The following is a 25,364-nucleotide window of genomic DNA, read 5'->3' as shown; positions in this document are numbered from 1 at the left end:
GTTACGCCTGGTTTTTGGCTTTGGAGCGGGAGATACGAGCCTCGCCGATCAGCCAGTCAAAGAGGAAAATGATCGCCAGCATGACCACAATCAGGATCGAGCCGTAGGCAATCGCCACGCCGTATTCGCCATCTTCCACGCGGTTCAGAATGTAGGCCGTGGCCACCCGGGTATCCGGCGTGACGAGGAACACAATGGCGCTGACGGTGGTAATGGCCCGCACGAAGCTGTAGATCAGCGCCGACAGAATGGCCGGGCGCAGCAGCGGCAGCAGGATATGGGTAATGGTCCGCAGCGACCCGGCGCGCAGGCTCAGCGAGGCTTCATCCAGCGACTTGTCGATCTGGCCCAGACCGGCGATCCCGGCGCGAATACCCACCGGCACGTTACGCATCACCATCGAGATAATGACGATGGCGGCGGTGCCGGTCAGGTACACCGGGGCGCTGTTAAAGGCCAGGATGTAAGACACGCCCGCCACGGTACCCGGCACCGCGAAGCACAGCATGGTGGTGAACTCGATGGTCTTTTTGCCTTTGAACTGCTGGCGTACCACGATCCAGGCGATCAACAACCCGAAGGCGGCGGTGATCGGTGCGGCGATCCCGGCGTAGAGCAGGGTATCGAGCAGGGAAGGCCATGCGCCGTCGCTCATCCCCTGGCCGAACAGCTTGATAAAGTTATCCAGCGTCAGGGTGTAATCCACCCCCCAGTTGACGGTAAAGCTGCCGTAGAAAATGCTGCCATAGAGCAGGGCGTTAAAGGCGATCCACACCGCCAGAATCGCGATCACGCTCCACACCAGGGTCACCGGCAGGGGCTGGACGTCACCGCGATAGGACTTGCCGGAGACGGTCACGTAGGAGCGCTTGCCGATCCACATGTACTGGATGCAGAACACCAGCAGCGAGAACAGCAGCAGGAACGCGCCCAGGGTGCTGGCCGCCTGGTAATCGAGCTGGGAGCCGGTGATATAGAAGTAGATCTGCGTCGCCAGCACGTCGAAGTTACCGCCCAGCACCAGCGGGTTGCTGAAGTCGGCCAGTGATTGCACGATCACAATCAAGAAGGCATTGGCCAGCGCCGGTTTCAGCAGCGGGACGAAGACGCCGTTAAAGGTCTGCCAGCGGCTGGCGCGCAGGGTGTACGACGCCTCCTCCAGCGACGGATGAATCGTTTTGATCGCCCCATCGAGGATCATAAAGGCCATCGGGGTGAAGGCCAGCACCTGCGCCAGCCAGATGCCGGTAAAGCCGTACAGCCAGTTGGTATTGGTCAGCCCAAACCAGTCCACCATCAGCTCGGTGACGTAGCCGGAGCGGCCCATCATCAGCGTTACGCCCAGACCCACCACGAACGGCGGGGTGACGATCGGCAGGATCGAGAAGATGCGGCCAATGATGGCGCTGCGTTTCGCGATGCGGGTGGTGTAGATCGCCAGCACCAGGCCAAAGAAGGTGCAGCCGATCCCCACCGCAATCGAGAGCAGGATCGAGTTAACGATCACCTGAATGATGTGCGACTGCGACAGCACGTTCATAAACGCCAGCGGGGCGAACTCGCCCGCGTCGTTGGTGAACATCGGAATAAAGATGGCGATGCTCGGCCAGACGATAAAGATGCCGATCAGCGCGACGATGGCGATCAGCGAGCCAATCACAAAGCGGTCGCCGCCCAGCCACTCGAGGCGGGTCAGGGCCAGGGTCATGATCGCACCCAGCGCCACAAACAGCACGATAGTGGCATAGCCTAAACCGCGCCCTTCAATCGTGGCGCTAATGACGATAAACGCCATGCACAGCAGCGCCCAGCCGGCATCAAGGTAGTGGCGGCTGCGCTGTTCGCGCTTCGCCTCGCTGAACGGACGCACCAGCAGCAGGGTGGGGAGCAGATACCACAGCCAGCTGATGTTAAAATGCGACCAGCTGTAGGCCGCGAGGATCTCGTCGCCGGTGGATTCCAGCAGGCCATAATCCAGGCTCCAGCTCGGCAGCAGGGCAAAGGCCAGCCAGCCAACGAAAACCCAAAGGAAGACCGCATCCCGTTTTTTCACGGGATGAAGAGCGAGTGTCTGTGACATAGGTATTCCGGTGTTGTAGGCCGGGTAAGGCGTTTACGCCGCCACCCGGCAAATGTTCGCAGGAGCGGGCTTATTTACCCATCTTCACGTCGCTGACCCACTTGTTGATCAACGCTTTGCGCACGTCCGTTGAGCCGTACTTATCCATGTCGTAGCTGATCAGCTTGAGGTCATCGAGCTTCAGCGAGTTCGGCGAGGTCTCGGCGGTGGTGTTGGTCAGGATCTGATAGGACTTGCCCTGCTTCCACGCCAGCTCCTGAGCCTCCTTCGACAGCACCCAGTCCACGAACAGCTTCGCGTTCTCTTCGTTACGCGCGCCCTTCAGGATGCTGACGCCGCCGATTTCATACCCGGTGCCTTCGCACGGGGAGATCAGCTCCAGCGGGGCCCCTTGCTCTTTCTCCAGCGAGTAGTCGTGCAGGAAGCCGATGCCAATGGCCGTTTCACCACGGGCGGCGTTACGCGCCGGGGCAATACCCGATTTGGTGTACTGGGAGACGTTGCCGTTCAGCTGCTTGAGGTAATCGAAGGCCTGATCTTCCCCCCACAGCTGGACGAAGGTCGCCAGCGCGGTGTAGGCGGTGCCGGAGCTTTGCGGATCGGCAATCTGGATCTCGCCTTTGTATTCCGGTTTGGTCAGATCTTTCCAGCACTGCGGCACCGGCAGGTTCTTCTCTTTCAGGCGCTGGGTGTTAACGCCAAAGCCCAGAATACCCACGTATACCGCCGAGGAGAGGTTGCCTTTCACCTTCGCCGGATCGCGGAATTTCTCCATGATCTGCTCGAGGTTGGCCGATTTGTACGGCTGCAGCAGCCCCATCTCACCGGCCTGAGACTGCGGATCCAGAGTGCCGCCGTACCAGACGTCGGCCTGCGGGTTTTTCTTCTCGGCATCCACCTTCGCCAGGGTGCTGCCGGAGCCGTTGCGGATAAACGAGGTTTTGACGTCGTACTTATCGCCAAACGCTTTGGTTTCGGCTTCGCACATTTCGTTGGTGGCGCTGCAGTAGACCACCAGACGGCCTTTGGCCTGTGCGGCACCGGTTAAGGTGGCCAGCGCGATCCCGGAAGCAATGAGGGTAGAGAGAAGCGTTGTTTTCATTATTCAGCCCTTGTTATGACGTTATGTGACTGCGAGAAGCGGTGATGCCCGCCATCAGCAGGGGCATCAGGAGTAAACCCATCAGCACCGCGGCAATCGAGAGCAAACTGAACATTCCCGACCAGCCGTAGCGTTCAATAACCTGTGACAGCGGCCACCCGGCCAGCGCCGCCCCCAGATAGGCAAACACGCCGAGAAAACCGGTAATCGAGCCCGCTGCCTGCTTGTGTCCGCACTCCACGGCGGCAAGGCCGATCAGCATCTGCGGACCAAAAACAAAAAATCCCACCGTAAAAAAGCACATCGCCAGCAGGGCGTAGTGGTGAACCGGGGCCAGCCACAGGGCGGCGACCGATACCATCAGCCCCAGCGTGAACAGCAAAATCATCGGTGCACGCTGGCCGCTGAACAGCAGATCCGAGCCCCAGCCGGCGAACAGCGCCCCGAGCAGGCCGCCGACCTCAAACAGCATCACCGTGGCGTTGGCGCTCAGCAGGTTGACCCCGTGGCTCTCCGCCAGCCAGATGTTGCCCCAGTCGTTAAGGGCGATGCGGATCAGATAGACCAGCACATACGACGCCCCGAGCAGCCAGATCATCGGGTTTTGCAGCATGGTGGTGCGTAACATCTGCCACAGCCCCATCGGCGGGCTCTGTTGTTGCTGGCGCAGCTCCAGCGGATCGTTGCGCCACTCCCCGACCGTCGGGAGACCCTCTTCCTGCGGTGTGCCCCGCAGTTGTGTGGTCAGCCACAGGCCGAGCACGATACTGATGATCCCCGGTGTCAGCATCGCTGCCTGCCAGCCCCAGCGGTGGGCGGCGAAGGCACAGATCAGCGGGATAATGGCCCCGCCGATGTTGATAGAGGTGTTCCAGCACCCCCACCAGAAGCCGCGCTCGTTGCGCGAATACCAGTGGGTGAGCAGTCTGGCGCAGGGCGGCCATCCCCATCCCTGAAAGAAGCCGTTCAGCGTCCAGATAAACAGCAGCAGCGGCAGGGAGTCGCCGAAGGCGAACAGCACGTTCAGCACGCCCGTCGCCATCAGGCCGATGCCCATAAACGCCCGCTGGCCTTTACTGTCATGCCACAGTCCGGCGGCAAATTTCGACAGGCCGTAGCTCAGGTAAAACAGCGACCCGATCAGGCCGATATCGCTCTTGCTCAGCCCCAGGTCCATCTGCAAGGCAGGCAGGACGTAGTTGAGGCTTTTGCGCGTCAGGTAAAACGCGGCGTAGCCAGTCACCATGCAGAGCAGCAGTCGCGGGCGCAGCCTGCGGTAGCGTTGAGTAACCTGGTCAGCGGACAGTGCGGGCATGGCGTTCTCCGTTTGCAATGACTGTATGAAAGCGCGATGAAAAAGGGATGAGAGAAAGTCTGGCGTGGCTAAGACTTTTTCCTGGTTAGCGGTGTGTTTGTTGCAAAACTGTGGGCAGGTTAACAATTACGCGCGTCCCGGCCTGCGACTCCAGGATCAACTCCCCGCCGAGGGCATGCACGCGCTCGCGCATCCCCTGAATGCCAAAGCCGGGGATCTGCTGCGGGCGGATGCCGCTGCCGTTATCCCGCACCTCCAGGCGCAGCTGGTTATCCTGCTCGCAGAGCAGGACGCTGACCTCGCTGGCGTCGGCGTGTTTACTGACGTTGTTCAGCAGCTCCTGCAGCAGGCGATAGAGGGTGAAGACCAGGGTTTCGCTCTGCGGCGGGGTGGCCAGCCGGTAATCGAACCGGCACTGGATCCCGCGCTCGGCAAAGGCGAACTCGTTCACCAGGTGGTGCAGGGCCTCGTTTAAGGAGAGCTCGTCCAGCACCGGGGGACGCAGCTGGCGCAGCAGCTGACGGGTGGAGTGATGGATGCGCCGGGCCAGCTCGTTAATCTGCCCGGCGGCCTCTAATGCCTGCGGCGTATCGCCCGCCCGTTTCACCAGCTGGGACTGGATCTGAATGGCGGTAATGTTCTGACCAATCTCGTCGTGCAGCTCCCGGGCCAGGTGCTTGCGGGTGTCCTCTTCGGTGTGGATCAGCTTTTCCGCCAGCGCGCGCCGGGCCTGCAGCTCCGCCTCCAGCCGACGACGGTAGCGATCGAGGTTCATCGCCAGATGCTGCTGGCGGCTGATGGCGATCCCCAGCCCAATCCCCAGCAGCGACTGGGTGGCGAGAAAAATCTCCAGCTCCAGCAAGTCGCTGAACCCCACCCCGACCTGACGGGCGATGGTGATCATCATGCTGCCCAGCAGCCCCGAGAGCACGCCGCCCTGCCAGCCAAACTTCCACGCCATCACCACGTTGGGCAGGAACACCACGATCAGCAGCAGGCGCTCAAGGGCCGGAGAGAGCACCATCTGGGTGCCGATGCCAATAATAAAAAACAGGCTGCACCAGATGATCAGAGAGGTGCGCAGAGGCGGGTTGCTGGTGTCCAGCCCGAGCAGATGATAGCGGTGCTGCTGGCGTAAAAACTCATACACCAGATAGACGAACGGGGTCAGCAGCACGCCGCCGGTAAAGGAGGCCAGCGCCAGCAGCGTGGCGGGGCTGTCGAGAAACGGCGCCAGGATCAGGGTCTGGAGCAGGGCGTTGAGGGTCACCGCGGCGATGAGCAGCGACAGGCGCTGCCAGTAGAGCGGAAAGCGGTGCCAGTAGCGCTGCGCCAGCCATGCGAAGACGGTGCCCACCAGGGGAACCACCAGCATCAGGTGATGGGTCAGCAGCTGTTCGCCGTGCAGCCAGAGCATCGCCGCCAGCGGGGGAAGGATCAGCGCCGGCCAGAAGCGGCGCGCGAGCACGATCAGCAGTGCCAGATACACGCCCTGGGGCAAAAACAGCGCCGCCTGCTGCCCGTTGCGGGTGAGGTAAAAGCTCAGCGTCCACAGCATCAGCCAGCCGGTGCCCCAGGCCAGCATAATAAACAGCGAGAGGATGATGTGCCGCAGGGAGCGCCGCATCAGTGGCCGGTCAGCAGCTGGTGATCGAGGGCAAAATGCACCAGCTCGATGGTGCTGTTGCACTGTAATTTGCCCAGCACGTTGGCGCGATGCACGTGGACGGTCTTGTGGCTCAGTTCGAGCTTAAAGGCAATCTCCTTCACGCTTTCGCCCTGAACCAGCAGCTCAAAGACCTCTTTCTCGCGCGGGGTCAGCACCGCCAGCGCCTGGGACACTGGCTCGCCGCCGCGCAGGGCTTTGACCGCATCGGCACAGAGATAATGGCCACCCATCCCGACGGAGCGCACGGCCTGCACCAGCTCCTCCGGGCCGCAGCGTTTGGTGAGATAGCCGCTGGCCCCGGCGTCCAGTGCGCTCTGCACAAAGGCGGGGGTGTCGTAGATGCTGAGGATAATCGCGCGAAACCCGGGGCGCTGCTGGCGCAGACGTTTGAGCAGGCTCAGGCCGTTTTCATCAGGCATGGCGACGTCGAGCACCGCCACGTCGATGGCATCGCGGGTGAGGGCGGGCCAGGCCTCGGCGGCGCTGCTGTACTGGCCTTCCACCACCAGATCGTCTTCCAGGTTTAACAGCTGGGCGAACCCGGAGCGCACCACCACGTGATCGTCCACCAGCACCACTTTGATCATCTCAGAACCCTTTGCGAAGTTATCCGCCTATGATGCCTGTCAATGGTTGTCTGGCAATTGTGCGGCTGCGGTTATGTAATGAATGTAACAAAATTGCAATAAATGCCGGGTGGCGGCTACGCCTTACCCGGCCTACGGGTTTTGTAGGCCGGGTAAGCGCAGCGTCGCCGGGCAAAGCAGACCGCACAAAATTGACTATCTATTGCCGCTTTTTTTCTAAAAACGATTCGGCATTAACGATGCTTTTTAATTCCTTTATCAAAATTCCGCTGCCGGAAATACTGCCCTCATAACAACAGAGGGGAGCAGACATTATGGCAATTTCATCGCGGTTTACCTTACCTGGCGCACTGGCATTGGCGCTATTGGCATTTCAGGCGCAGGCGGTGGACGTCACCGTCGCGTATCAAACCTCCGCCGAGCCGGCAAAAGTGGCGCAGGCGGATAAAACTTTCGAGAAAGCGAGCGGCGCAAAAGTTGACTGGCGTAAGTTCGACAGCGGCGCCAGCATCGTGCGGGCGCTGGCCTCCGGTGACGTGCAGATTGGTAACCTCGGCTCCAGCCCGCTGGCGGTCGCTGCCAGTCAGCAGGTGCCTATCGAAGTTTTCCTGCTGGCCTCGCAGCTCGGCAATTCCGAAGCGCTGGTGGTGAAGAAAAACATCACTAAGCCCGAAGATCTGATCGGCAAACGCATCGCGGTGCCGTTTATTTCGACCACTCACTACAGCCTGCTCGCCGCCCTGAAACACTGGAACATCAAGCCCGGTCAGGTGGAAATCATCAACCTGCAGCCACCGGCCATTATCGCCGCCTGGCAGCGTGGCGATATTGACGGGGCCTATGTCTGGTCGCCTGCGGTAAACGAACTGGAGAAAGACGGCAGCGTGCTGACCGACTCCGCCCAGGTGGGCCAGTGGGGCGCACCAACCCTCGACGTCTGGGTGGTGCGGAAAGACTTTGCCGAGAAGCATCCTGAGGTGGTGAAAGCCTTCGCCAAAAGCGCCATCGACGCCCAGCAGCCGTACATTGCTAACCCGGATGAGTGGCTGAAACAGCCTGCCAACCTGGAGAAACTCGCCCGCCTGAGCGGCGTGCCGGAGGCCGACGTGCCGGGGCTGGTGAAAGGCAATACCTACCTGACGCCTGCCCAGCAACAGCAGCAGCTCTCAGGCCCGGTGAATAAAGCGATTATTGATACTGCCGGCTTCCTGAAAGAGCAGGGCAAAGTGCCCGCGGTGGCGGCGGATTACAGCCAGTACGTGACCGATCGCTTTGTGAAGTAAGGGGGCCGTATGCTGAATATTACAAATCTGTACGCCGATTACGCTGGCAAGCCTGCGCTGGAGGATATCAACCTGACGCTGGATAGCGGCGAGCTGCTGGTGGTGCTCGGTCCGTCCGGCTGCGGGAAGACCACGCTGCTGAATCTGATCGCCGGGTTTGTACCCTATCAGCACGGCACCATTCAACTGGAAGGGAAAAAGGTGGAGGGCCCCGGCGCCGAGCGCGGCGTGGTCTTCCAGAACGAAGGGCTGCTGCCGTGGCGTAACGTGCAGGAGAACGTTGCCTTCGGCCTGCAGCTGGCGGGCACCTCGCGGGAAGAACGGCTGGCCATCGCCCGGGAGATGCTGAAAAAAGTGGGCCTTGAAGGGGCGGAAAAACGCTTTATCTGGCAGCTCTCCGGCGGCCAGCGTCAGCGCGTCGGCATTGCCCGGGCGCTGGCGGCGAATCCGCAGCTGTTGCTGCTGGATGAACCCTTCGGCGCGCTGGATGCCTTTACCCGCGAGCAGATGCAAACCCTGCTCCTGCGCCTGTGGCATGAGACCGGCAAGCAGGTATTACTCATCACCCATGACATCGAAGAAGCGGTGTTTATGGCCACCGAGCTGGTGCTGCTTTCGCCGGGGCCGGGCCGGGTGCTGGAGCGTCTGCCGCTCAACTTTGCCCGCCGCTTTGTGGCCGGAGAACCGGTGCGCAGCATCAAGTCCGACCCTGAATTTATCGCCCAGCGCGAATACGTGCTGAGCCGCGTGTTTGAACAGCGGGAGGCCTTCTCATGAGCATTGTGGTGAATGACAAAACGGCGCGCAAACGCCTGACCCTGCGCTGGCCCTTCTCCCGCCAGTTGACGCTCAGCGTCAGCACCCTGCTGGTGCTGCTGGCGGTGTGGTGGGCGGTAGCGGCGGCGCAGTGGGTTAGCCCGCTGTTCCTGCCGCCGCCGGGCCAGGTGCTGGTGAAACTGTTCACCATCGCCGGTCCGCAGGGGTTTATGGATGCCACGCTGTGGCAGCATCTGGCGGCCAGCCTGGGACGTATTCTGGTGGCCCTGCTGGCGGCGGTGATCCTCGGTATCCCGGTGGGTATTGCGATGGGCTTAAGCCCGACGGTGCGCGGGATCCTCGATCCATTGATTGAGCTGTATCGCCCGGTGCCGCCGCTGGCGTATTTACCGCTGATGGTGATCTGGTTTGGCATCGGCGAGACCTCAAAGATCCTGCTGATCTACCTGGCGATTTTCGCCCCGGTGGCGATGTCGGCGGTGGCGGGGGTCAAAAGCGCCCAGCAGGTGCGGATCCGGGCGGCGCAGTCGCTGGGCGCCAGCCGGGCGCAGGTGCTGTGGTTTGTGATTTTACCCGGCGCCTTGCCGGAGATCCTCACCGGACTGCGTATCGGGCTCGGGGTTGGCTGGTCGACGCTGGTGGCAGCTGAACTGATCGCCGCCACGCGCGGGTTAGGTTTTATGGTCCAGTCGGCGGGGGAGTTCCTGGCGACGGACGTGGTACTGGCAGGGATCGCGGTGATCGCCGTGATCGCCTTCGGATTAGAACTGGGGCTGCGCGCGCTTCAGCGCCGCCTGACGCCCTGGCATGGAGAGATACAATGAGTGAACGTCTGACCATTACCCCGCTGGGGCCGTACATTGGCGCACAAATTTCCGGGCTCGATGTCACCCGACCGTTAAGCGATAACCAGTTTGAGCAGCTCTATCATGCGGTGCTGCGCCATCAGGTGGTGTTCCTGCGCGAGCAGGCGATCACCCCGCAGCAGCAGCGCGCCCTGGCGCTCCGTTTTGGCGATCTACATATCCATCCGGTCTACCCGCATGCTGAGGGGGTGGAGGAGATCATCGTTCTGGATACCCACAACGATAATCCGCCGGACAACGACAACTGGCACACCGATGTGACCTTTATTGAAACCCCGCCCGCCGGGGCGATCCTCGCGGCCAAACAGCTGCCGGAGAGCGGGGGAGATACCCTGTGGGCCAGCGGAATTGCAGCGTTTGAGGCGTTATCCGCCCCGTTCCAGCAGCTGCTGAGCGGCCTGCGGGCGGAGCACGATTTCAAGAAATCCTTCCCGGAGTACAAGTACCGTAAAACGGAAGAGGAGCATCAGCGCTGGCTGGAGGCGGTGGCGAAAAACCCGCCGCTGCTGCACCCGGTGGTGCGTACCCATCCGGTTAGCGGCAAGCAGGCGCTGTTCGTCAACGAAGGGTTCACCACGCGGATTGTGGATCTGAGCGAGAAAGAGAGCGAGGCGCTGCTGGGGTTCCTGTTTGCCCATATCACTAAGCCGGAGTTCCAGGTGCGCTGGCGCTGGCAGGAGAACGATCTGGCGATCTGGGATAACCGGGTGACGCAGCATTACGCCAATGCCGATTACCTCCCGCAGCGGCGGATTATGCAGCGGGCGACGGTATTGGGGGATAAGCCTTTCTTTCGTGCGGGCTGATTGCCGGGTGGCGGCTACGCCTTACCCGGCCTACAACACCTGCTCCCGTAGGCCCGGTAAGCGTAGCGCCACCGGGCGTTACAGATGCGCCTCGATATACCGCTGATAGCGGTTCGCCTTCAGATAACACAAATCCACCAGCACCAGCCCATCCACGCAGTTGTTGAACGCCGGGTCGCTGCCAAAATCAATAAACTGTACGCCGCCGGGCTCGCACAGCTCGGAATACTGTTTGTACAGCGGCGGGATGCCGCATCCCAGATTGCCGAGCAGCGATTTCAGCCGGGTCAAATCCTCCACATAATCCTCTCCACCAAACTGCGCCAGCACCTCGGGTAACGAGGCGGGATAAGGGCGTCGCGAGGCGGCCAGCGGATGGGTGGCCGGGAACCACAGCCGGTAGAAGGCCACCAGCAGATCCCGCGCCGCAGGCGGTAATCCGCCGGAGATAGAGACCGGCCCAAACATATAGCGATAGTGCGGATAGCGCGCCAGATAGGCACCAATCCCCAACCATAGATAGTCCAGCCCGCGTCGTCCCCAGTAGCGCGGCTGAATAAAGCTGCGCCCCAGTTCAATGCCGTGCTCTAGGATGTCCTGCATTTTGTCGTCGTAATGGAACAGGCTGTAGCTGTAGAGCGCCTCCGGCTCCCGCATCGCCGTCGGGATAAAGCGGTAGGCACCGACGATCTCCAGATCTTCCTCATCCCATAAAATCAGGTGCAGATAGTCATCATCAAAGCTGTCGGTGTCGCGGCGCTTGCCGCTGCCTTCGCCCACCGCGCGAAAGGCGAACTCCCGCAGGCGGCCCAGCTCGCGCAGGATCGGTGCCTCTTCCTGGCCGTTGCGCTGCCACAGATAGATGGTTTTGCCATCGGCGGTGGTGCCCAGACACTCGGCCTGTGCCAGCTCGCGCTTCAGCGTCGCCCGGTCTTCCGCACGGGCAATGGCGGATTCGGTTTTGAACACCCCCGACAGCCCCTTGCCGAGTCGCAGCACGTGCTGGCGGCACTGTTCGGCTATCTCCCTGGCGGAGAGCGTGGGGTTGAACCAGTGGTTCCAGCCGATCTGCTGACCGATTTTCACCGGCAGACGGCTGTGGCGGCGGCGAAACATCTGCTGCATCAGCAGCAGCATCGCCAGGTTCGGAGAGAGCAGGGTACTGGCATAGAACAACAGGCTGTTACGGGCGTGGATATTCACCGGCAGCAGCGGCGCGCGGAATTTGCCCGCCAGCTTGATAAAGCCAGGCTGCCACTTTTTATCGCGGATCCCGGTGCGCGTCGGGCGGGAGACTTCCCCCGCCGGGAAGAAAATCAGCACCCCGGCATGTTGCAGGTGCTGCTCCATCAGGGTGAGTGACGATTTCGCCGTCCGTCCGCCCATGTTGTCCACGGGGATAAACAGCGAACTCAGCGGTTCCAGATGCGTCAGCATGCGGTTGGTCACCACCTTCACATCCCGGCGCACGCGGGAGACGGCATACAGCAGCGCCAGTCCGTCCAGCGTACCTGTGGGGTGGTTAGCAATAACAATCAGCGGGCCGTGAGCGGGAATTTGTTCGAGGTCGTGAGCCGGAATGGTGCAGAGGATATCGAGATGTTCCAGAACTTGTTCCACCATATCCAGCCCTTTCAGGTGGCGGTGGTCGGCGGCAAACTGCCGGAACTCCTCTTCGTGAAATAACTTCTTTAACAGCCTTTTTTGCCAGGGGGCAGGCCTCGCCTGCGGCCAAAGGTCATCGAGAACGCTGTCGAGACTAAACATGGTGGCACCTCCTGCTGTCCTGGTCAGACAGTAGAAGCGCCAGATGTCGGTTGTATTGCAGCGGAGTGAAGCTTGTATGTAGGCCGGGTCAGGCGAAGCCGCCACCCGGCACTAGGGATTAACGCAGAATTTTCTTCTCGGCCAGATCCAGCGCGAAGTAGCTGAAGATCAGATCCGCGCCCGCGCGTTTGATCGCGCCCAGGCTTTCGAGGATCACTTTCTCTTCGTCGATCGCCCCCGCCTGAGCGGCGAATTTGATCATCGCGTACTCACCGCTCACCTGATAGGCACCCAGCGGGAGTTCGGTGCGCTCGCGGATATCGCGCAGGATATCAAGATACGCGCCAGCCGGTTTTACCATCAGGCAGTCTGCGCCCTGGGCTTCATCCAGCAGGGATTCACGGATGGCTTCACGGCGGTTCAGCGGGTTCATCTGGTAGGTTTTGCGATCGCCTTTCAGTGCGGTGCCCGCCGCTTCACGGAACGGACCGTAGAAGGAGGAGGCGAATTTGGTGGAGTAGGACATGATCGCGGTATCGGTGAAGCCCGCGGCGTCCAGCGCCTGGCGAATGGCCTGCACCTGGCCGTCCATTGCGGCAGACGGGGCGATAAAGTCAGCGCCTGCGGCGGCGGCCACCACGGCCTGTTTGCCGAGGTTAAGCAGGGTGGCGTCGTTATCCACGCCATGATCGCGCAGCACGCCGCAGTGGCCGTGGGAGGTGTATTCGCAGAAGCAGGTGTCGGACATGACGATCATCTCTGGCACGGTCTCTTTAGCGATGCGCGACATACGCGCCACCAGACCGTCCTCTTTCCAGGCATCGCTACCGGTGGCGTCGGTGTGGTGGGAGATACCGAAGGTCATGATCGACCGGATGCCGGCGTTGGCGATACGCTCAATTTCGCGCGCCAGGTGTTTCTCAGGGATGCGCATCACGCCCGGCATGGCGTCGATGGCTTTGTAGTCATCGATCTCTTCTTCAACAAAAATCGGCAACACCAGATCGTTTAAGGTCAGTGTTGTCTCTTCAAAAAGCGCGCGCAGAGCAGGGGATTTGCGCAGACGACGGGGACGAGCAATTAAATCGTTCATGATATGCCTGACGAATGTGAATCAAAGAGGGCCAGTGTACCCGAAATGCCCATCGCCTGTTTTACTAAAGTTGTCGTTTAGGCGGCAGAATGCGGGGCTGCGTTACGCTTGTTATTCATTATGCGGCTTATTTTTTCCTGTAAATAACTTTACACGCAGTCGTCATAAATTAATTTCCCATTTTCTGTAAATCTGTTTCCGGTAATTTTCGGGTTATAAAGATCATTCTATCGGGACCCGCCCTTTTGGTTATTTGCACGATCTCTTATTGGCTTTTAATTGATATATTAAAGTTATCCTTCGTCTGTTGTTATTTTTCTTTCGATTAAGATTAAAGTTATGTAATTACTGGTTTTTATTATTAATTTGCGACGGTTAAAAACTTATTTTGTTATTTTGTCTGTTTTCGGACTTAACGGATAGATTGTTTGAACCTTTTTCTTTCGAGGCTGCATAATTCGTCTCGCAATATATTTGCACTGAATTAAACGGACAAACTTGCTTACGTCCCTGAGGAGGGATGACTCAATGCAAACATGGAAAAAGAAATTTGTTGTATCTCAACTTGCATTAGCCTGCACGCTGGCTATCGCTTCTCAGGCCAATGCAAAAGATATTTCTGGCACGACTTATAACACCTTTGGTTACGATAATACCGCTACCTCGGCCTTGTATAATGGCTACACCGACTGGAATTACTCCAGTGCGACGCACGATGGCGATATCTATCCTGTCATCAACAAGTCAACGGTGAACGGTGTCATCTCAACCTATCACCTTGATGATGGCGCTGGGGGTTACGCCAATTCTCTGTCTATCTCCAACAGCACCGTCAACGGCATGATCACCTCTCAGTGCATGACCAGTGATTGTGCTGGCGGCCTGAATACCGATGGCACGACGCACCAGCAGTACGATCGTTTTGCGCTGACGGTAGACAACTCCACTATCAACGATACCTACGAGCACTACGCTTACGACGTGGTTAACGGTAGCACCACCACGACCCAATACTGGGACACCTACGCGCTGGGCAATGCCATCACCCTGGACGTGGAATCTGACATCGTTATTCAGAACAACTCCCGTGTCGCCGGCATTACTCTGACGCAGGGTTATCACCAGGTGGACAATACACCGTATGATTCTGTTACCGGCATCGAAGACAACAGCCACGTCTTTACCAACACCCTGCAGGTGAAAGACTCGGTCGTTACCTCCGGCGCCTATAGCGATCTGGGCACCAGCGGCTTCTATGGCCAGTCGGCAAAACCAAGCGACTACGGCGAGAATACCGCCACTGCTTCTGACGATGCGGCGCTGATTGTTAGCGCCAGCAGCGCAGATAACGCCATGCAAACCACCGCCAGCTTCGACCACTCCACGCTGACCGGCGATGTGCTGTTCACCAGTACCTTCGATAACAACTTCTATCCTAATGGCGATCCTGCTACCGATACCACTAGCGATGGCGTGTATAACCCGACCACTAACGGCTGGGATGGTACTGACAAACTGGATCTGACCCTGACCAATGGTAGCAAGTGGGTCGGTGCGGCGGTGTCCAATGTGGAGATGATCACCCCGTCGCAGATGTATGGCCTCGGCTACAGCAGCGTCGACTGGCGTACGCTTTCACCAAACAGCATCTGGCCAGAGTCCACCTTTAACAGCAATGGTCATCTGGTCGGCAACCAGGTGTATCAGAGCGGCCTGTTCAACGTCACGCTGGATAACGGTTCTGAGTGGGATACCCGCAAGCAATCCAATATCGATACGCTGACCGTTAACAACCGTTCGCAGGTGAACGTGGAGAGCTCTGGTCTGCTGGCTGACAGCATCACCCTGAGCAATAGCTCATCACTGAACATTGGTGATTCCGGTGAAGTGGCGACCGACAGCCTGTACCTCGATAGCGCCAGCCTTGCAACCCTGACTCAGGAGACCGCAGAGCTGTACGCCAATACCATTACCGTGGATAACCGTGCAGAACTGGCGCTGGGTCTGGGCCAGGTGGATACCCACAAAATGGTGCTGACCGACGGCGGTGTACTGAACGTGGCCAGCCGCGATTACGTGTTCAATTCCGACCTGAACAACGCCCGCTACGTCACCAATGATACCCACCAGGCAGAGTACGACTACGGGACGATTGCCCTGAACTCGGATGGTCACCTGGCGGTGAACGGTGAAGTGTCAGGTAACTATAAAGTCCGTCTGGATAACGCGACCGGTGCCGGTTCCGTTGCCGACTATAAAAACAAAGAGATCATCCGCATTTACGATAACAACGCGGATACGCAGGCCAGCTTCACCGCAGCCAACAAAGCAGATCTCGGGGCTTACACTTACCAGGCTAAGCAGCAGGGCGACACCGTGGTGCTGCATCAGAAGCGCCTGACCGATTACGCCAACATGGCGCTGAGCATTCCGTCTGCCAACACCAATATCTGGCATCTGCAGCAGGATGCACTGGCTAACCGTCTGACCAACAGCCGTCACGGCCTGAAGGACAACGGTGGCGCATGGGTGAACGTCTTCGGCGGCAACTTCGACGGCGATAACGGCACCATCCATTACGATCAGGACGTCAGCGGCATCATGGTGGGTCTCGATACCTATGTTGATGGCAACAACGCTGACTGGATCGTCGGTGCGGCGGCGGGCTTTGCCAAAGGTGATATGAGCGATCGTAGCGGACAAGTGGATCAGGATAGCCAGACCGCAATGGTGTACACCGCGGCGCGCTTTGCTAATGATATCTTTATCGACAGCTCCCTGAGTTACTCACGCTTCAATAACGATCTCTCTGCCAACATGAGCAATGGCAAGTACGTCGATGGCAACACCACGACCGACGCCTGGGGCTTTGGGCTGAAACTGGGCTACGACTGGAAACCGAACGATGCCGGTTATCTCACGCCGTATGCCGCGATCTCCGGCCTGTTCCAGTCTGGCGACGATTACCGTCTGAGCAACGATCTGCGTTTAGGCAGCCAGTCTTACGACAGCATGCGTTATGAAGCCGGTTTCGACGCGGGATACACCTTCGGTTACGGTGACGATCAGGCGCTGACGCCGTTCTTCAAACTGGCCTACGTCTACGACGATGCCAGTGAAGATGCCAGCGTCAACGGCGACAATATCGATAACGGTGTGAAAGGTTCCGCGGTACGCGTGGGACTGGGTACACAGTTCAGCTTCACCAAAAACTTCAGTGCTTACACTGATGCTACCTACCTCGGTGGTGGTGATGTTGATCAAAACTGGGGTGCTAACCTCGGTGTGAAATACACCTGGTAACACGCCTGATGCGGGGGGGCATGCCTCCCCGCTTTTTAGCGTCAGTTAAAGATGACTTGAGATCTGCATGAACCGGTATGCAAAACCCATTTCTGAATTCTCCCGGCTCGAAAAGTGCTTCTCTTCGCACAGCACGCCGTTCAAACTGCCTGCCCAGCTTCCGGTGTTCGGGGAGCACACACAAGAAAATCACTGCACGGTCGTACTGCAGTCAGGATCGCTCAGTATTCACCGGCAGCAGGATGATTTGCTGGTCGAGATTGTCGCCGCACCCTACATCTTTGGTATTAACGCCGGCATGATGGGCTGCAGCACTGAATACCTGCTGGTAACACAATCCTCCTGCATCGGGTTCTATCTTCCCGCCGCCTCTGCCCGCCATCTGATCCAACAGGCCGATTTATGGTCTGATGCATTCTGCTGGCTCTCCTGGCACCATCGGGTGATGGAGCTCCGCGATAAGCAACTGGTGGGCAATAACTCCTACAGCCAGATCCGCGCCACGCTGCTGGATATGGCCCAGTGGGATGAGGCGTTACGCTCGCGGGTGGGGGTGATGAGCTATATTCAGCGTCGTACGCGGATTTCGCGTTCGGTGGTGGCAGAGGTGCTGGCGGCGTTACGGCAGGGGAACTACATCACGATGGAAAGGGGCAAACTGGTTAGCGTCAACCGTTTGCCCGCTGAATATTAGTCTAAGGAGGCGGGGATGGCCTGGGGTTTATTCTCGCTCAGTTCTACCACCAGCTGGTTGACGCCGTCGCTCATATTGACGAAACGCGTGAGCGGCGAGCGCGTCACCACCACGAATACCCCCACGTTAGACTGCGGGATCATCGCCATATAGGTGATGAATCCGCCGCCGCCACCGGTTTTCTGAATAATGCCCGGACGCCCGTTTTTGGGGGCCAGATAAACCCAGCCGAGGCCCAGCGCATCCGCGCGGCCCGGCACATCCATGCCAATCACCCGCGTTAACTGGCTGCGCTGATAAATCAGCGTCTGCATTCTGTCCGCCTGATTGCTGCGCGCATAGAAGTCAGAAGTAAGGAACTGCTGCATCCAGCGCATCATGTCGCCCGGGGTGGAGTAAACCCCGCCGCTACCCACTGCCGCCAGCGTGTTGTTACACGGGCTGGCCCCTTTCTCCGCCACCATCAGACGCTTGCACTGATCGGGGGAGGGGGTAAAGGTGGTGTCTTTCATCCCCAGCGGACGGGCGATTTGCTCGTCGAACAGCTGGGCATAGGGTTTGCCCGCTGCGTTGCCAAGCGCATCCGCCAGCAGGTCAAACGCCAGGTTTGAGTAGGCGGCCTGCGAACCCGGAGCGGCTTTCAGGGTCGCCGTTGATAACCAGCTCCAGCGTTGATCCCGGGTTGGCCAGACAAACACCGGACGATGCGCGGCGCCGCCCGGCTGTTCGCGCGGCAGGGCGCTGGTGTGGGTAGCAAGGTTAACAAGCGTAATCGGCGCGCCCTGGTAAGTTGGCACCCGGGCTCCCGGTGGGGCGTATTTGCTTAACGGATCGTTCAGTTTCACCACGCCCTGGTCGAGCAGCTTCACCAGCATCTCACTGGTCATTAATTTGGTCAGGGAGGCAATGCGAATCACCGAATCCAGCTGTGGGTGGATATTGTTACCCGGACGTGTTTCGCCAAAGCTACGAAATACGCGCTGGTTGCCGTCAATCGCCACCAGGGCCATCCCCGTTGCGCCGCTGCCGTAAAAAATATGATTCGCATAGCGATCGACCACATCCGAAGCGAAGGCTGGATCGGCAATCGGCTGGGCAGGGGCAGCCTGCACGCAGGTGAGGCTGGCCGCATACAGCGCGGCGGAGAGTAACAGACTACGTTTCAACGAAAGCATCCATGAAGTGAATGAAAAAAGTATGCGTATTTATACTACTAAACGGCGTATTGCAAAGGGTTGAACAGCATAACGATAGCGTGAAAAACGTAACCATGGGTAAATACAAACAATTTCATTATTACCGATCTCATGTTTTGTGACATTGCGCTTATGATACCCGTCAGATTCATTCACATTTCCGCGCAGGTGGCGGTTGACGGCGAACTAAAACCAGGCCGACAGGTCTGATAATCCGTCGTCCACAGCAGTAGCGATAACTACAAGAAGGAAGCGTTATGTTTAAGTCGTTTTTCCCCAAACCGGGACCCTTTTTCCTTTCGGCCTTTATTTGGGCTCTGATCGCTGTCATTTTCTGGCAGGCCGGGGGCGGAGACGGGTTTGCGCGCCTGATCGGTGCCACAGGCGATGTGCCCATCAGCGCGGCGCGTTTCTGGTCGCGGGGCTATCTGCTCTTTTATGCTTATTACGCGTTCTGCGTCGGGGTATTTGCCCTGTTCTGGTTTATCTACTCGCCGCACCGCTGGCAGTACTGGTCGATTCTCGGCACCTCGCTGATTATATTCGTCACCTGGTTTTTGGTGGAGGTCGGTGTGGCGGTCAACGCCTGGTATGCCCCATTCTATGACCTGATCCAGACCGCCCTCAGCGCGCCGCATAAAGTCACCATTAATCAGTTTTATCACGAAGTCGGCGTGTTCCTCGGCATCGCGCTGATCGCCGTTATTATTGGCGTGATGAATAACTTCTTTGTCAGCCACTACGTGTTCCGCTGGCGTACCGCGATGAACGAATACTATATGGCCCACTGGCAGCAGCTGCGTCATATCGAAGGTGCCGCCCAGCGTGTGCAGGAAGACACCATGCGTTTTGCCACTACCCTGGAGGACATGGGGGTCAGCTTTATCAACGCGATAATGACCCTGATCGCCTTCCTGCCGGTACTGGTGACGCTGTCGGCCCACGTGCCGGATCTGCCAATCGTCGGCCATCTGCCGTACGGTCTGGTGATCGCCGCGATTGTCTGGTCGCTGATAGGCACCGGCCTGCTGGCGGTGGTGGGGATCAAACTGCCGGGGCTGGAGTTTAAAAACCAGCGCGTTGAGGCAGCCTACCGTAAAGAGCTGGTGTACGGCGAAGACGATGCCAGCCGCGCCTCGCCGCCGACGGTACGCGAGCTGTTCGGCGCGGTGCGTCGCAACTATTTCCGCCTCTATTTCCACTACATGTATTTCAACATCGCCCGCATCCTTTATCTGCAGGTGGATAACGTTTTCGGCTTGTTCCTGCTGTTCCCGTCGATTGTGGCCGGTACTATCACCCTGGGTCTGATGACGCAAATCACCAACGTGTTTGGTCAGGTACGGGGTTCGTTCCAGTATCTGATCAGTTCATGGACCACGCTGGTGGAGCTGATGTCCATCTATAAACGTTTACGCAGTTTCGAACGTGAGCTGGATGGCCAGGAGCTACAGGAAGTGACCCATACGTTGAGCTAATACAGGGAGTCGTGATGTCTTTTACCGTACCGCGTGCGTTACCGTTTTCGCTGCTTGCCGCCCTGGTGTTAGCCGGGTGTGCGGAGAAGGGGGCGGCACCGCTGAAAAAGGGTGAAAAACCCGTCGATGTGGCCAGTGTCGTGCGGCAAAAAATGCCCGCCACGGTGAAAGACCGGGACCAGTGGGCCTCGGCGCTGGCAAAAACCTTTGAGAGCCAGAAGATCGCCCCCACCGAGGAGAATATCTGCTCGGTGCTGGCGGTGGCGCAGCAGGAGTCGATGTATCAGTCCGATCCGGCGGTGCCGGGGCTGAACAAGATCGCCTGGAAAGAGATCGACCGCCGGGCGGAAAAGCTGCACGTTCCGGCGTTTCTGGTTCACACCGCGCTGAAAATCACCTCGCCGAACGGGAAAAGTTATAGCGAGCGGCTGGATACGGTGAAAACCGAGAAGCAGCTGAGCGCCATCTTCGACGATATGATCAGCACGGTGCCGATGGGGCAGACCCTGTTTGGCTCCCTGAACCCGGTGCATACCGGCGGGCCGATGCAGGTCAGTATCGCCTTCGCGGAAAAGCATACCGACGGCTATCCATGGAAAATCGAGAATACGGTGCGCCAGGAGGTCTTCTCCCTGCGCGGCGGCCTGTGGTTCGGCACTTACCATCTGCTGAACTATCCCGCCAGCTACGATGTGCCGCTCTACCGCTTTGCTGACTTCAACGCGGGCTGGTACGCCAGCCGCAATGCCGCATTCCAGAGTGCCGTCAGCCGCGCCAGCGGGGTGAAGCTGGCTCTGGACGGGGATCTGATTGCCTACGGCAGTAGCGAGGCAGGGAAGACCGAGCTGGCGGTGCGTAAGCTGAAAGGCAAGCTGGGGTTGAGCGACAGTGAGATTCATCAGCAGCTGGCGAAGGGCGACAGCCTGGCGTTTGAGAAAACCGAGCTTTATCAGCAGGTGTATAAACTGGCGGAGCAGAAGAGCGGTAAGACATTACCGAAGGCGATGCTGCCGGGGATCCAGCTTGAGAGCCCGAAAATCACCCGTAATCTGACGACCGCCTGGTTTGCCCAGCGCGTCGATGACCGCCGGGCGAAGTGTATGGCGCTGAATTAACGATAACGGCGCCAGCGCACCACCAGGGCAACGGCGCCCAGGACCACCAGACCGGCCAGGAAGGGGATCAGCCCGAACACGGTGCCGACGCCGAACCCAATTTCCACGCGTGGACGGCCAGTGTCTTCGACCTGCATCAGGTGTTCATACACGCCAGGCGCATGCACAAGGATGTTCAGAAGCTGTGAGCCTGCCCAGAAGCAGAACAGCACAAACAGAGCGTATGCGATATTTCCTGCCGTGGAGGTCTTAGGTTGTCTGGTGCTAAAAATCGGCTTCGACATAGTAAAGTCTGCCATAACTACCTCCGGAATGTTCTGTCTGGCTATATGCCTGTTGTACACGCTGAGTTTGACAGTTCATGGCAGATGTCAATATCGGAATGATGGTAATTTGGCCTGGGGAATCCTCCTGGATGTGCGATTTTTGCCGCACATCACAGATTTTTTACTTAAGTGAAATTTACTCTCATTTCAGATTTTCCGCATGCGCCGCAGACCTGGCGACAAATCTGTGCGAGGATAGATTTTTTCATCTGGAGCGACCATGAAACTGCCTGCCAAAATTCGCCGTGACTGGCATTTCTATGCCTTTGCTATTGGGCTGATCTTTATTCTGAACGGGGTAGTGGGGCTGCTGGGGTTCGAAGCGAAGGGCTGGCAAACCTATGCGGTAGGGCTGGTGACCTGGGCGATCAGTTTCTGGCTGGCCGGATTTATCATTCGCCGTCGCCCGGAAGAGACGACGGCAGAGAACGCGGATTAACCGTTAACGGAAATTTGCAGCGCGCTGTCAGCGGCATGTCGCTCCAGCGCCAGCTCAATCAGGCGGGTAATCAGATCCGGGTAGCTGAGGCCGCTGGCCTGCCACAGTTTCGGATACATGCTGATGTTGGTGAAGCCGGGCAGGGTGTTGATTTCATTGATCACGACGCGGTTATCCGCCGTTAAGAAGACATCGACACGCGCCATGCCGCGACAGCCCAGCGCCTGATACGCCTCGATGGCAATGGCGCGGATCGCGTCGTAAACCTCAGCATCCAGCACGGCGGGTACCACCACCTGCGCGCCCTGGTCGTCGATGTATTTGGTGTCGTAAGAGTAGAATTCGCTGTTCAGCACCACTTCGCCACAGGTGCTGGCCTGCGGGAAATCATTCCCCAGCACCGCACACTCAATCTCACGGCCTTTAATGCCCTGTTCCACCACCACTTTGTGATCGAAGGTAAAGGCCAGACGCACCGCGTCGCTGAACTGGGCTTCACTGTTTACTTTGCTGACGCCGACGGAGGAGCCCTGGTTCGCCGGTTTGACGAACAGCGGCAGGCCAAAGCGGGCGCTGAGATCGGCAAAGCTGTGCTGGTCGCGGTTGGCGCGGGTCAGCGTGACAAAAGGCGCCACGTTCAGTCCGGCATCGCGCAGCAGGCGCTTGGTAACGTCTTTATCCATGCAGGCGGCGGAACCGAGCACGTCGGAGCCGACGAACGGCAGGTTGGCCATCCGCAGCATTCCCTGCAGGGAGCCGTCTTCGCCCAGCGTGCCGTGGACTATCGGGAAAATGACGTCGAGGTTTGAAAGCGTCTGCCCGGTGCTGGCATTGATCAGCTGGCCCTGCATCACGCCCGGCACGGCGGCAACGCTAATCTCGGACGGATTCAGCGCAATGTGCGCCGGATCGTCAGCGTTGAGCAGATAGCCCTGCTCGTCGTTAATGTGCCACTGCCCCTGTTTATCAATCCCTAGCAGCACCACCTCAAAGCGGCTCTTATCAATCGCGTTAACGATATTTTTGGCCGATTGCAGCGACACTTCGTGCTCGGCTGATTTTCCCCCAAAGACAATACCTACCCGCAACTTCGCCATCACTTCGCTCATCCACTCTGACTCAAAACGCTTACCATATCACGATGCCCGGCGGGATTCGCCGCCTTCTGCCATAATGTTTTGGCACATTGTTTCAGGAGGGTGAGTGAAAGGGAAAAGCCTGATTATCTGTCTTGCTATCGTTGCTGCGGCCATCGCGGGCTACCGCTGGCTGCCGTCGTATTATAACCCCTTTGCGCCACTCTCCCTCGACGATCCTCCCGGCACTCTGACCCAGTTTAAGCTCAGGCGCCTGACCCCGGAGCATTGTGAAACCCTGCTGGCACAGGCCAATGCACGGCAGCTGATCCGCACCCAGACGGTAGCCGACAGCACGGGAGAGTGTCCGCTGAGTGATGTGGTGCGGGTGCGGAGTTTTGGCCGCGTCAGCCTCAGCAGCAGCTTTCTCGCCAGCTGCCCGCTGGCGCTCAGCTCGGCGCTGTTCGTCAACCAGCAGGCCCGGCCCCTGACCCAAACCATGATGGGCAGCAGCCTGTCGGGCATTGACCATCTCGGCAGCTTTGCCTGCCGGAATATCTACCATCGCCCCAATGCCCGGCGCAGCGAACATGCCACCGCCGAGGCGCTGGATATCAGCGGTTTTACCCTGGAGAACGGGCAGCGGATCTCGGTTCTGCGCGGCTGGAAAAATGCGGCCACCGGACCCTGGCTGCGTGCGCTGCTGGGGGCCAGCTGCGGCTACTTCGGTAATGCTCTCGGCCCGGATTACAACGCCGCCCACGCCAACCATTTTCATCTGGGAATGCGGGGTTTTGGTTACTGCCCGCAAAGCATAAATCACCAGACAAAAGGCGAAAGTATGTGACATGTTTCACAAATATGATGACTGGGAAGATAAAACACCGAAGTCGCGGCAGGCGCATCTCTGATAACTTTCGGCGCAGCCTAACTTGCTAATCTGATAGCGAATTCACGCAAAACGAAGACCCTGTCTGCCTATGGAATCCTGGAAAGTTAACCTCATTTCGGTCTGGTTCGGTTGTTTTTTCACCGGTCTTGCCATCAGCCAGATTTTACCCTTTTTGCCGCTGTACGTGTCCCAGCTTAGCGTCTCGTCCCACGAGGCGCTGTCGATGTGGTCGGGCCTGACCTTCAGCGTCACCTTTCTGGTCTCGGCTATCGTCTCACCTATGTGGGGCAGCCTTGCCGACCGCAAAGGGCGCAAGCTGATGCTGCTGCGCGCCTCGCTGGGGATGGCGATTGCAATCCTGCTCCAGGCCTTTGCCACCAACGTCTGGCAGCTGTTTCTGCTGCGCGCGCTGATGGGGCTGACCTCCGGCTATATTCCGAACGCCATGGCGCTGGTGGCCTCGCAGGTGCCCCGGGAGCGCAGCGGCTGGGCCATCAGTACCCTGTCGACGGCGCAGATCAGCGGCGTGATTGGCGGCCCGCTGATGGGGGGCTTTCTGGCAGACCACGTGGGCCTGCGCGCGGTATTCCTCATCACCGCCGTTCTGCTGGTGATCAGCTTTCTGGTGACGCTGTTTCTGATTAAAGAGGGAGCCCGGCCGACGACCAGCAAGGCGGAGCGGCTGAGCGGCAAGGCCGTATTTGCCTCGCTACCCTATCCCTGGCTGATGATCAGCCTGTTTATCACCACCATGGTGATCCAGCTCTGCAACGGTTCGGTGGGGCCGATCCTCGCGCTCTTTATTCAGTCGATGGCGCCAGAGAGCACCAATATCGCCTTCCTCAGCGGGATGATTGCCGCCGTGCCGGGGATCTCAGCGCTGATGTCTGCTCCGCGTCTGGGCAAGCTGGGGGATCGTATCGGCACCGGTCGTATTCTGATGGCGACGCTTATCGTGGCGGTGGTGCTCTTTTTCGCCATGTCCTTTGTCACCACCCCCTTCCAGCTCGGGGTGCTGCGATTCCTGCTGGGCTTTGCCGATGGGGCGATGCTGCCCGCGGTGCAAACCCTGCTGATAAAATACTCCAGCGATCGGGTGACCGGGCGGATCTTCGGATATAACCAGTCGTTTATGTATCTGGGGAACGTCGCTGGCCCGCTGATGGGGGCGGCGGTCTCGGCGATGGCCGGCTTCCGCTGGGTATTCGCCGCCACCGCGGTGGTGGTCTTGCTGAATATTATCCAGTTGGCATGGGCCATGCGGCGTCGACGCCAGCAGGAGGCGCGGACGCGGGCGATTAAGCGTTTGTAGTGCTGCTGTATAATATATTTAAGCCGGGCTGACTTTATCTTTAATTTGAAATAGCAGTCCTGCTTTTATTTGAAGGCTCTAACAGAATTTAAATTTAATTTAAGGCGCATCTTCCCCTGAGGCCCGTCACATTATTTTATCTGAAGTGCGTTATTTGGCTAAAAATAGTACTTTTAACTACTTTGCAA

At 58.7% G+C, this 25,364-nt stretch carries 21 protein-coding genes; 11 read left to right on the top strand and 10 right to left on the bottom strand.

The window, feature by feature from the left end; all coding sequences use genetic code 11:
• Position 1: 1 nt before the first annotated feature.
• The 5 genes from V7Q49_RS11070 to V7Q49_RS11050 all read right to left on the bottom strand — a co-directional run bounded on the left by V7Q49_RS11070 (position 2) and on the right by V7Q49_RS11050 (position 6,753).
• Positions 2–2,080: an ABC transporter permease gene (locus V7Q49_RS11070; protein ID WP_333851157.1), complete on the bottom strand. Its 2,079-nt coding sequence runs from the start codon at positions 2,078–2,080 to the stop codon at positions 2–4.
• Between the two features lie 70 nt (positions 2,081–2,150).
• Complete coding sequence (locus V7Q49_RS11065) at positions 2,151–3,182, bottom strand: ABC transporter substrate-binding protein (RefSeq protein ID WP_106992080.1); 1,032 nt, start codon at positions 3,180–3,182, stop codon at positions 2,151–2,153.
• A gap of 13 nt (positions 3,183–3,195) precedes the next feature.
• Positions 3,196–4,497, bottom strand: coding sequence for an MFS transporter family glucose-6-phosphate receptor UhpC (gene uhpC, locus V7Q49_RS11060; protein WP_333851153.1), 1,302 nt, complete (start codon positions 4,495–4,497; stop codon positions 3,196–3,198).
• Positions 4,498–4,582: 85 nt separating this feature from the next.
• A complete protein-coding gene (locus V7Q49_RS11055) occupies positions 4,583–6,124 on the bottom strand; it encodes an MASE1 domain-containing sensor histidine kinase (RefSeq protein WP_333851151.1) in 1,542 nt (513 codons plus the stop codon).
• Positions 6,124–6,753, bottom strand: a complete 630-nt coding sequence (locus tag V7Q49_RS11050) for a response regulator transcription factor (protein WP_333851150.1) — start codon at positions 6,751–6,753, stop codon at positions 6,124–6,126. Before V7Q49_RS11050 ends, V7Q49_RS11055 begins: the two co-directional genes overlap by 1 nt.
• Before the next feature lie 314 nt (positions 6,754–7,067).
• On the opposite strand from V7Q49_RS11050, the gene tauA reads away from it, so the two are divergent.
• Genes tauA through tauD form a run of 4 tightly spaced genes read left to right on the top strand, consistent with a single transcriptional unit; the run spans position 7,068 to position 10,485 of the window.
• On the top strand, positions 7,068–8,036 hold the full coding sequence (gene tauA / locus V7Q49_RS11045; protein WP_333851148.1) for a taurine ABC transporter substrate-binding protein: 969 nt from the start codon (positions 7,068–7,070) through the stop codon (positions 8,034–8,036).
• A 9-nt stretch (positions 8,037–8,045) separates the two neighbouring features.
• Positions 8,046–8,813 carry a taurine ABC transporter ATP-binding subunit gene (tauB, locus tag V7Q49_RS11040; RefSeq protein ID WP_333851146.1) on the top strand — a complete coding sequence of 256 codons (768 nt, stop codon included), beginning with the start codon at positions 8,046–8,048 and terminating at the stop codon, positions 8,811–8,813.
• A complete protein-coding gene (tauC, locus tag V7Q49_RS11035; protein ID WP_333851144.1) occupies positions 8,810–9,637 on the top strand; it encodes a taurine ABC transporter permease TauC in 828 nt (275 codons plus the stop codon). The genes tauB and tauC overlap by 4 nt, the downstream gene beginning before the upstream one ends.
• Positions 9,634–10,485 carry a taurine dioxygenase gene (tauD, locus tag V7Q49_RS11030; protein WP_333851142.1) on the top strand — a complete coding sequence of 284 codons (852 nt, stop codon included), beginning with the start codon at positions 9,634–9,636 and terminating at the stop codon, positions 10,483–10,485. The genes tauC and tauD overlap by 4 nt, the downstream gene beginning before the upstream one ends.
• A gap of 78 nt (positions 10,486–10,563) precedes the next feature.
• Here tauD and V7Q49_RS11025 read toward each other — a convergent pair whose 3' ends face one another.
• Positions 10,564–12,252, bottom strand: a complete 1,689-nt coding sequence (locus V7Q49_RS11025; RefSeq protein WP_333851140.1) for a lysophospholipid acyltransferase family protein — start codon at positions 12,250–12,252, stop codon at positions 10,564–10,566.
• Between the two features lie 118 nt (positions 12,253–12,370).
• Positions 12,371–13,345 carry a porphobilinogen synthase gene (gene hemB / locus V7Q49_RS11020; RefSeq protein ID WP_333851138.1) on the bottom strand — a complete coding sequence of 325 codons (975 nt, stop codon included), beginning with the start codon at positions 13,343–13,345 and terminating at the stop codon, positions 12,371–12,373.
• A gap of 528 nt (positions 13,346–13,873) precedes the next feature.
• Between hemB and V7Q49_RS11015 the strand changes: the two genes are divergently transcribed.
• Both V7Q49_RS11015 and V7Q49_RS11010 read left to right on the top strand, forming a co-directional pair.
• On the top strand, positions 13,874–16,648 hold the full coding sequence (locus V7Q49_RS11015) for an autotransporter outer membrane beta-barrel domain-containing protein (RefSeq protein WP_333851136.1): 2,775 nt from the start codon (positions 13,874–13,876) through the stop codon (positions 16,646–16,648).
• 67 nt (positions 16,649–16,715) lie between these two features.
• Complete coding sequence (locus V7Q49_RS11010; protein WP_333851134.1) at positions 16,716–17,342, top strand: helix-turn-helix domain-containing protein; 627 nt, start codon at positions 16,716–16,718, stop codon at positions 17,340–17,342.
• Here the strand turns inward: V7Q49_RS11010 and ampH are convergent.
• Positions 17,339–18,508 carry a D-alanyl-D-alanine-carboxypeptidase/endopeptidase AmpH gene (ampH, locus tag V7Q49_RS11005; protein WP_333851132.1) on the bottom strand — a complete coding sequence of 390 codons (1,170 nt, stop codon included), beginning with the start codon at positions 18,506–18,508 and terminating at the stop codon, positions 17,339–17,341. The two genes, V7Q49_RS11010 and ampH, sit on opposite strands and share 4 nt — an antisense overlap.
• A gap of 287 nt (positions 18,509–18,795) precedes the next feature.
• On the opposite strand from ampH, the gene sbmA reads away from it, so the two are divergent.
• Together sbmA and V7Q49_RS10995 are read left to right on the top strand one after the other, a co-directional pair.
• Positions 18,796–20,016: a peptide antibiotic transporter SbmA gene (sbmA, locus tag V7Q49_RS11000; protein ID WP_333851129.1), complete on the top strand. Its 1,221-nt coding sequence runs from the start codon at positions 18,796–18,798 to the stop codon at positions 20,014–20,016.
• 14 nt (positions 20,017–20,030) lie between these two features.
• The gene (locus tag V7Q49_RS10995) at positions 20,031–21,131 is read left to right on the top strand and encodes a DUF1615 domain-containing protein (protein WP_333851127.1); all 1,101 of its coding nucleotides are present in this window, start codon (positions 20,031–20,033) and stop codon (positions 21,129–21,131) included.
• Here V7Q49_RS10995 and V7Q49_RS10990 read toward each other — a convergent pair.
• Positions 21,128–21,430, bottom strand: a complete 303-nt coding sequence (locus tag V7Q49_RS10990; RefSeq protein WP_333851125.1) for a DUF2755 family protein — start codon at positions 21,428–21,430, stop codon at positions 21,128–21,130. The two genes, V7Q49_RS10995 and V7Q49_RS10990, sit on opposite strands and share 4 nt — an antisense overlap.
• 247 nt (positions 21,431–21,677) lie before the next feature.
• Here V7Q49_RS10990 and V7Q49_RS10985 point away from each other — a divergent pair, with 247 nt between their 5' ends.
• Positions 21,678–21,896, top strand: coding sequence for a DUF2754 domain-containing protein (locus V7Q49_RS10985; RefSeq protein ID WP_333851123.1), 219 nt, complete (start codon positions 21,678–21,680; stop codon positions 21,894–21,896).
• Here the strand turns inward: V7Q49_RS10985 and ddlA are convergent.
• Positions 21,893–22,993, bottom strand: coding sequence for a D-alanine--D-alanine ligase (gene ddlA / locus V7Q49_RS10980; RefSeq protein ID WP_333851314.1), 1,101 nt, complete (start codon positions 22,991–22,993; stop codon positions 21,893–21,895). The genes V7Q49_RS10985 and ddlA overlap by 4 nt on opposite strands.
• A 106-nt stretch (positions 22,994–23,099) precedes the next feature.
• On the opposite strand from ddlA, the gene V7Q49_RS10975 reads away from it, so the two are divergent.
• Both V7Q49_RS10975 and V7Q49_RS10970 read left to right on the top strand, forming a co-directional pair.
• Positions 23,100–23,819: an extensin-like domain-containing protein gene (locus V7Q49_RS10975; protein ID WP_333851121.1), complete on the top strand. Its 720-nt coding sequence runs from the start codon at positions 23,100–23,102 to the stop codon at positions 23,817–23,819.
• 133 nt (positions 23,820–23,952) lie between these two features.
• Positions 23,953–25,176 (top strand): multidrug efflux MFS transporter, encoded by a 1,224-nt coding sequence (locus V7Q49_RS10970; RefSeq protein WP_333851119.1) that lies wholly within the window; start codon positions 23,953–23,955, stop codon positions 25,174–25,176.
• The last annotated feature ends 188 nt before the right edge of the window (positions 25,177–25,364 follow it).

Source organism: Leclercia sp. (genome assembly GCF_036780805.1).
GTDB lineage: Bacteria > Pseudomonadota > Gammaproteobacteria > Enterobacterales > Enterobacteriaceae > Enterobacter.
The sequence above is the reverse complement of the archived record's forward strand: the minus strand, read 5'-3'. Positions and strand labels throughout refer to the sequence as shown.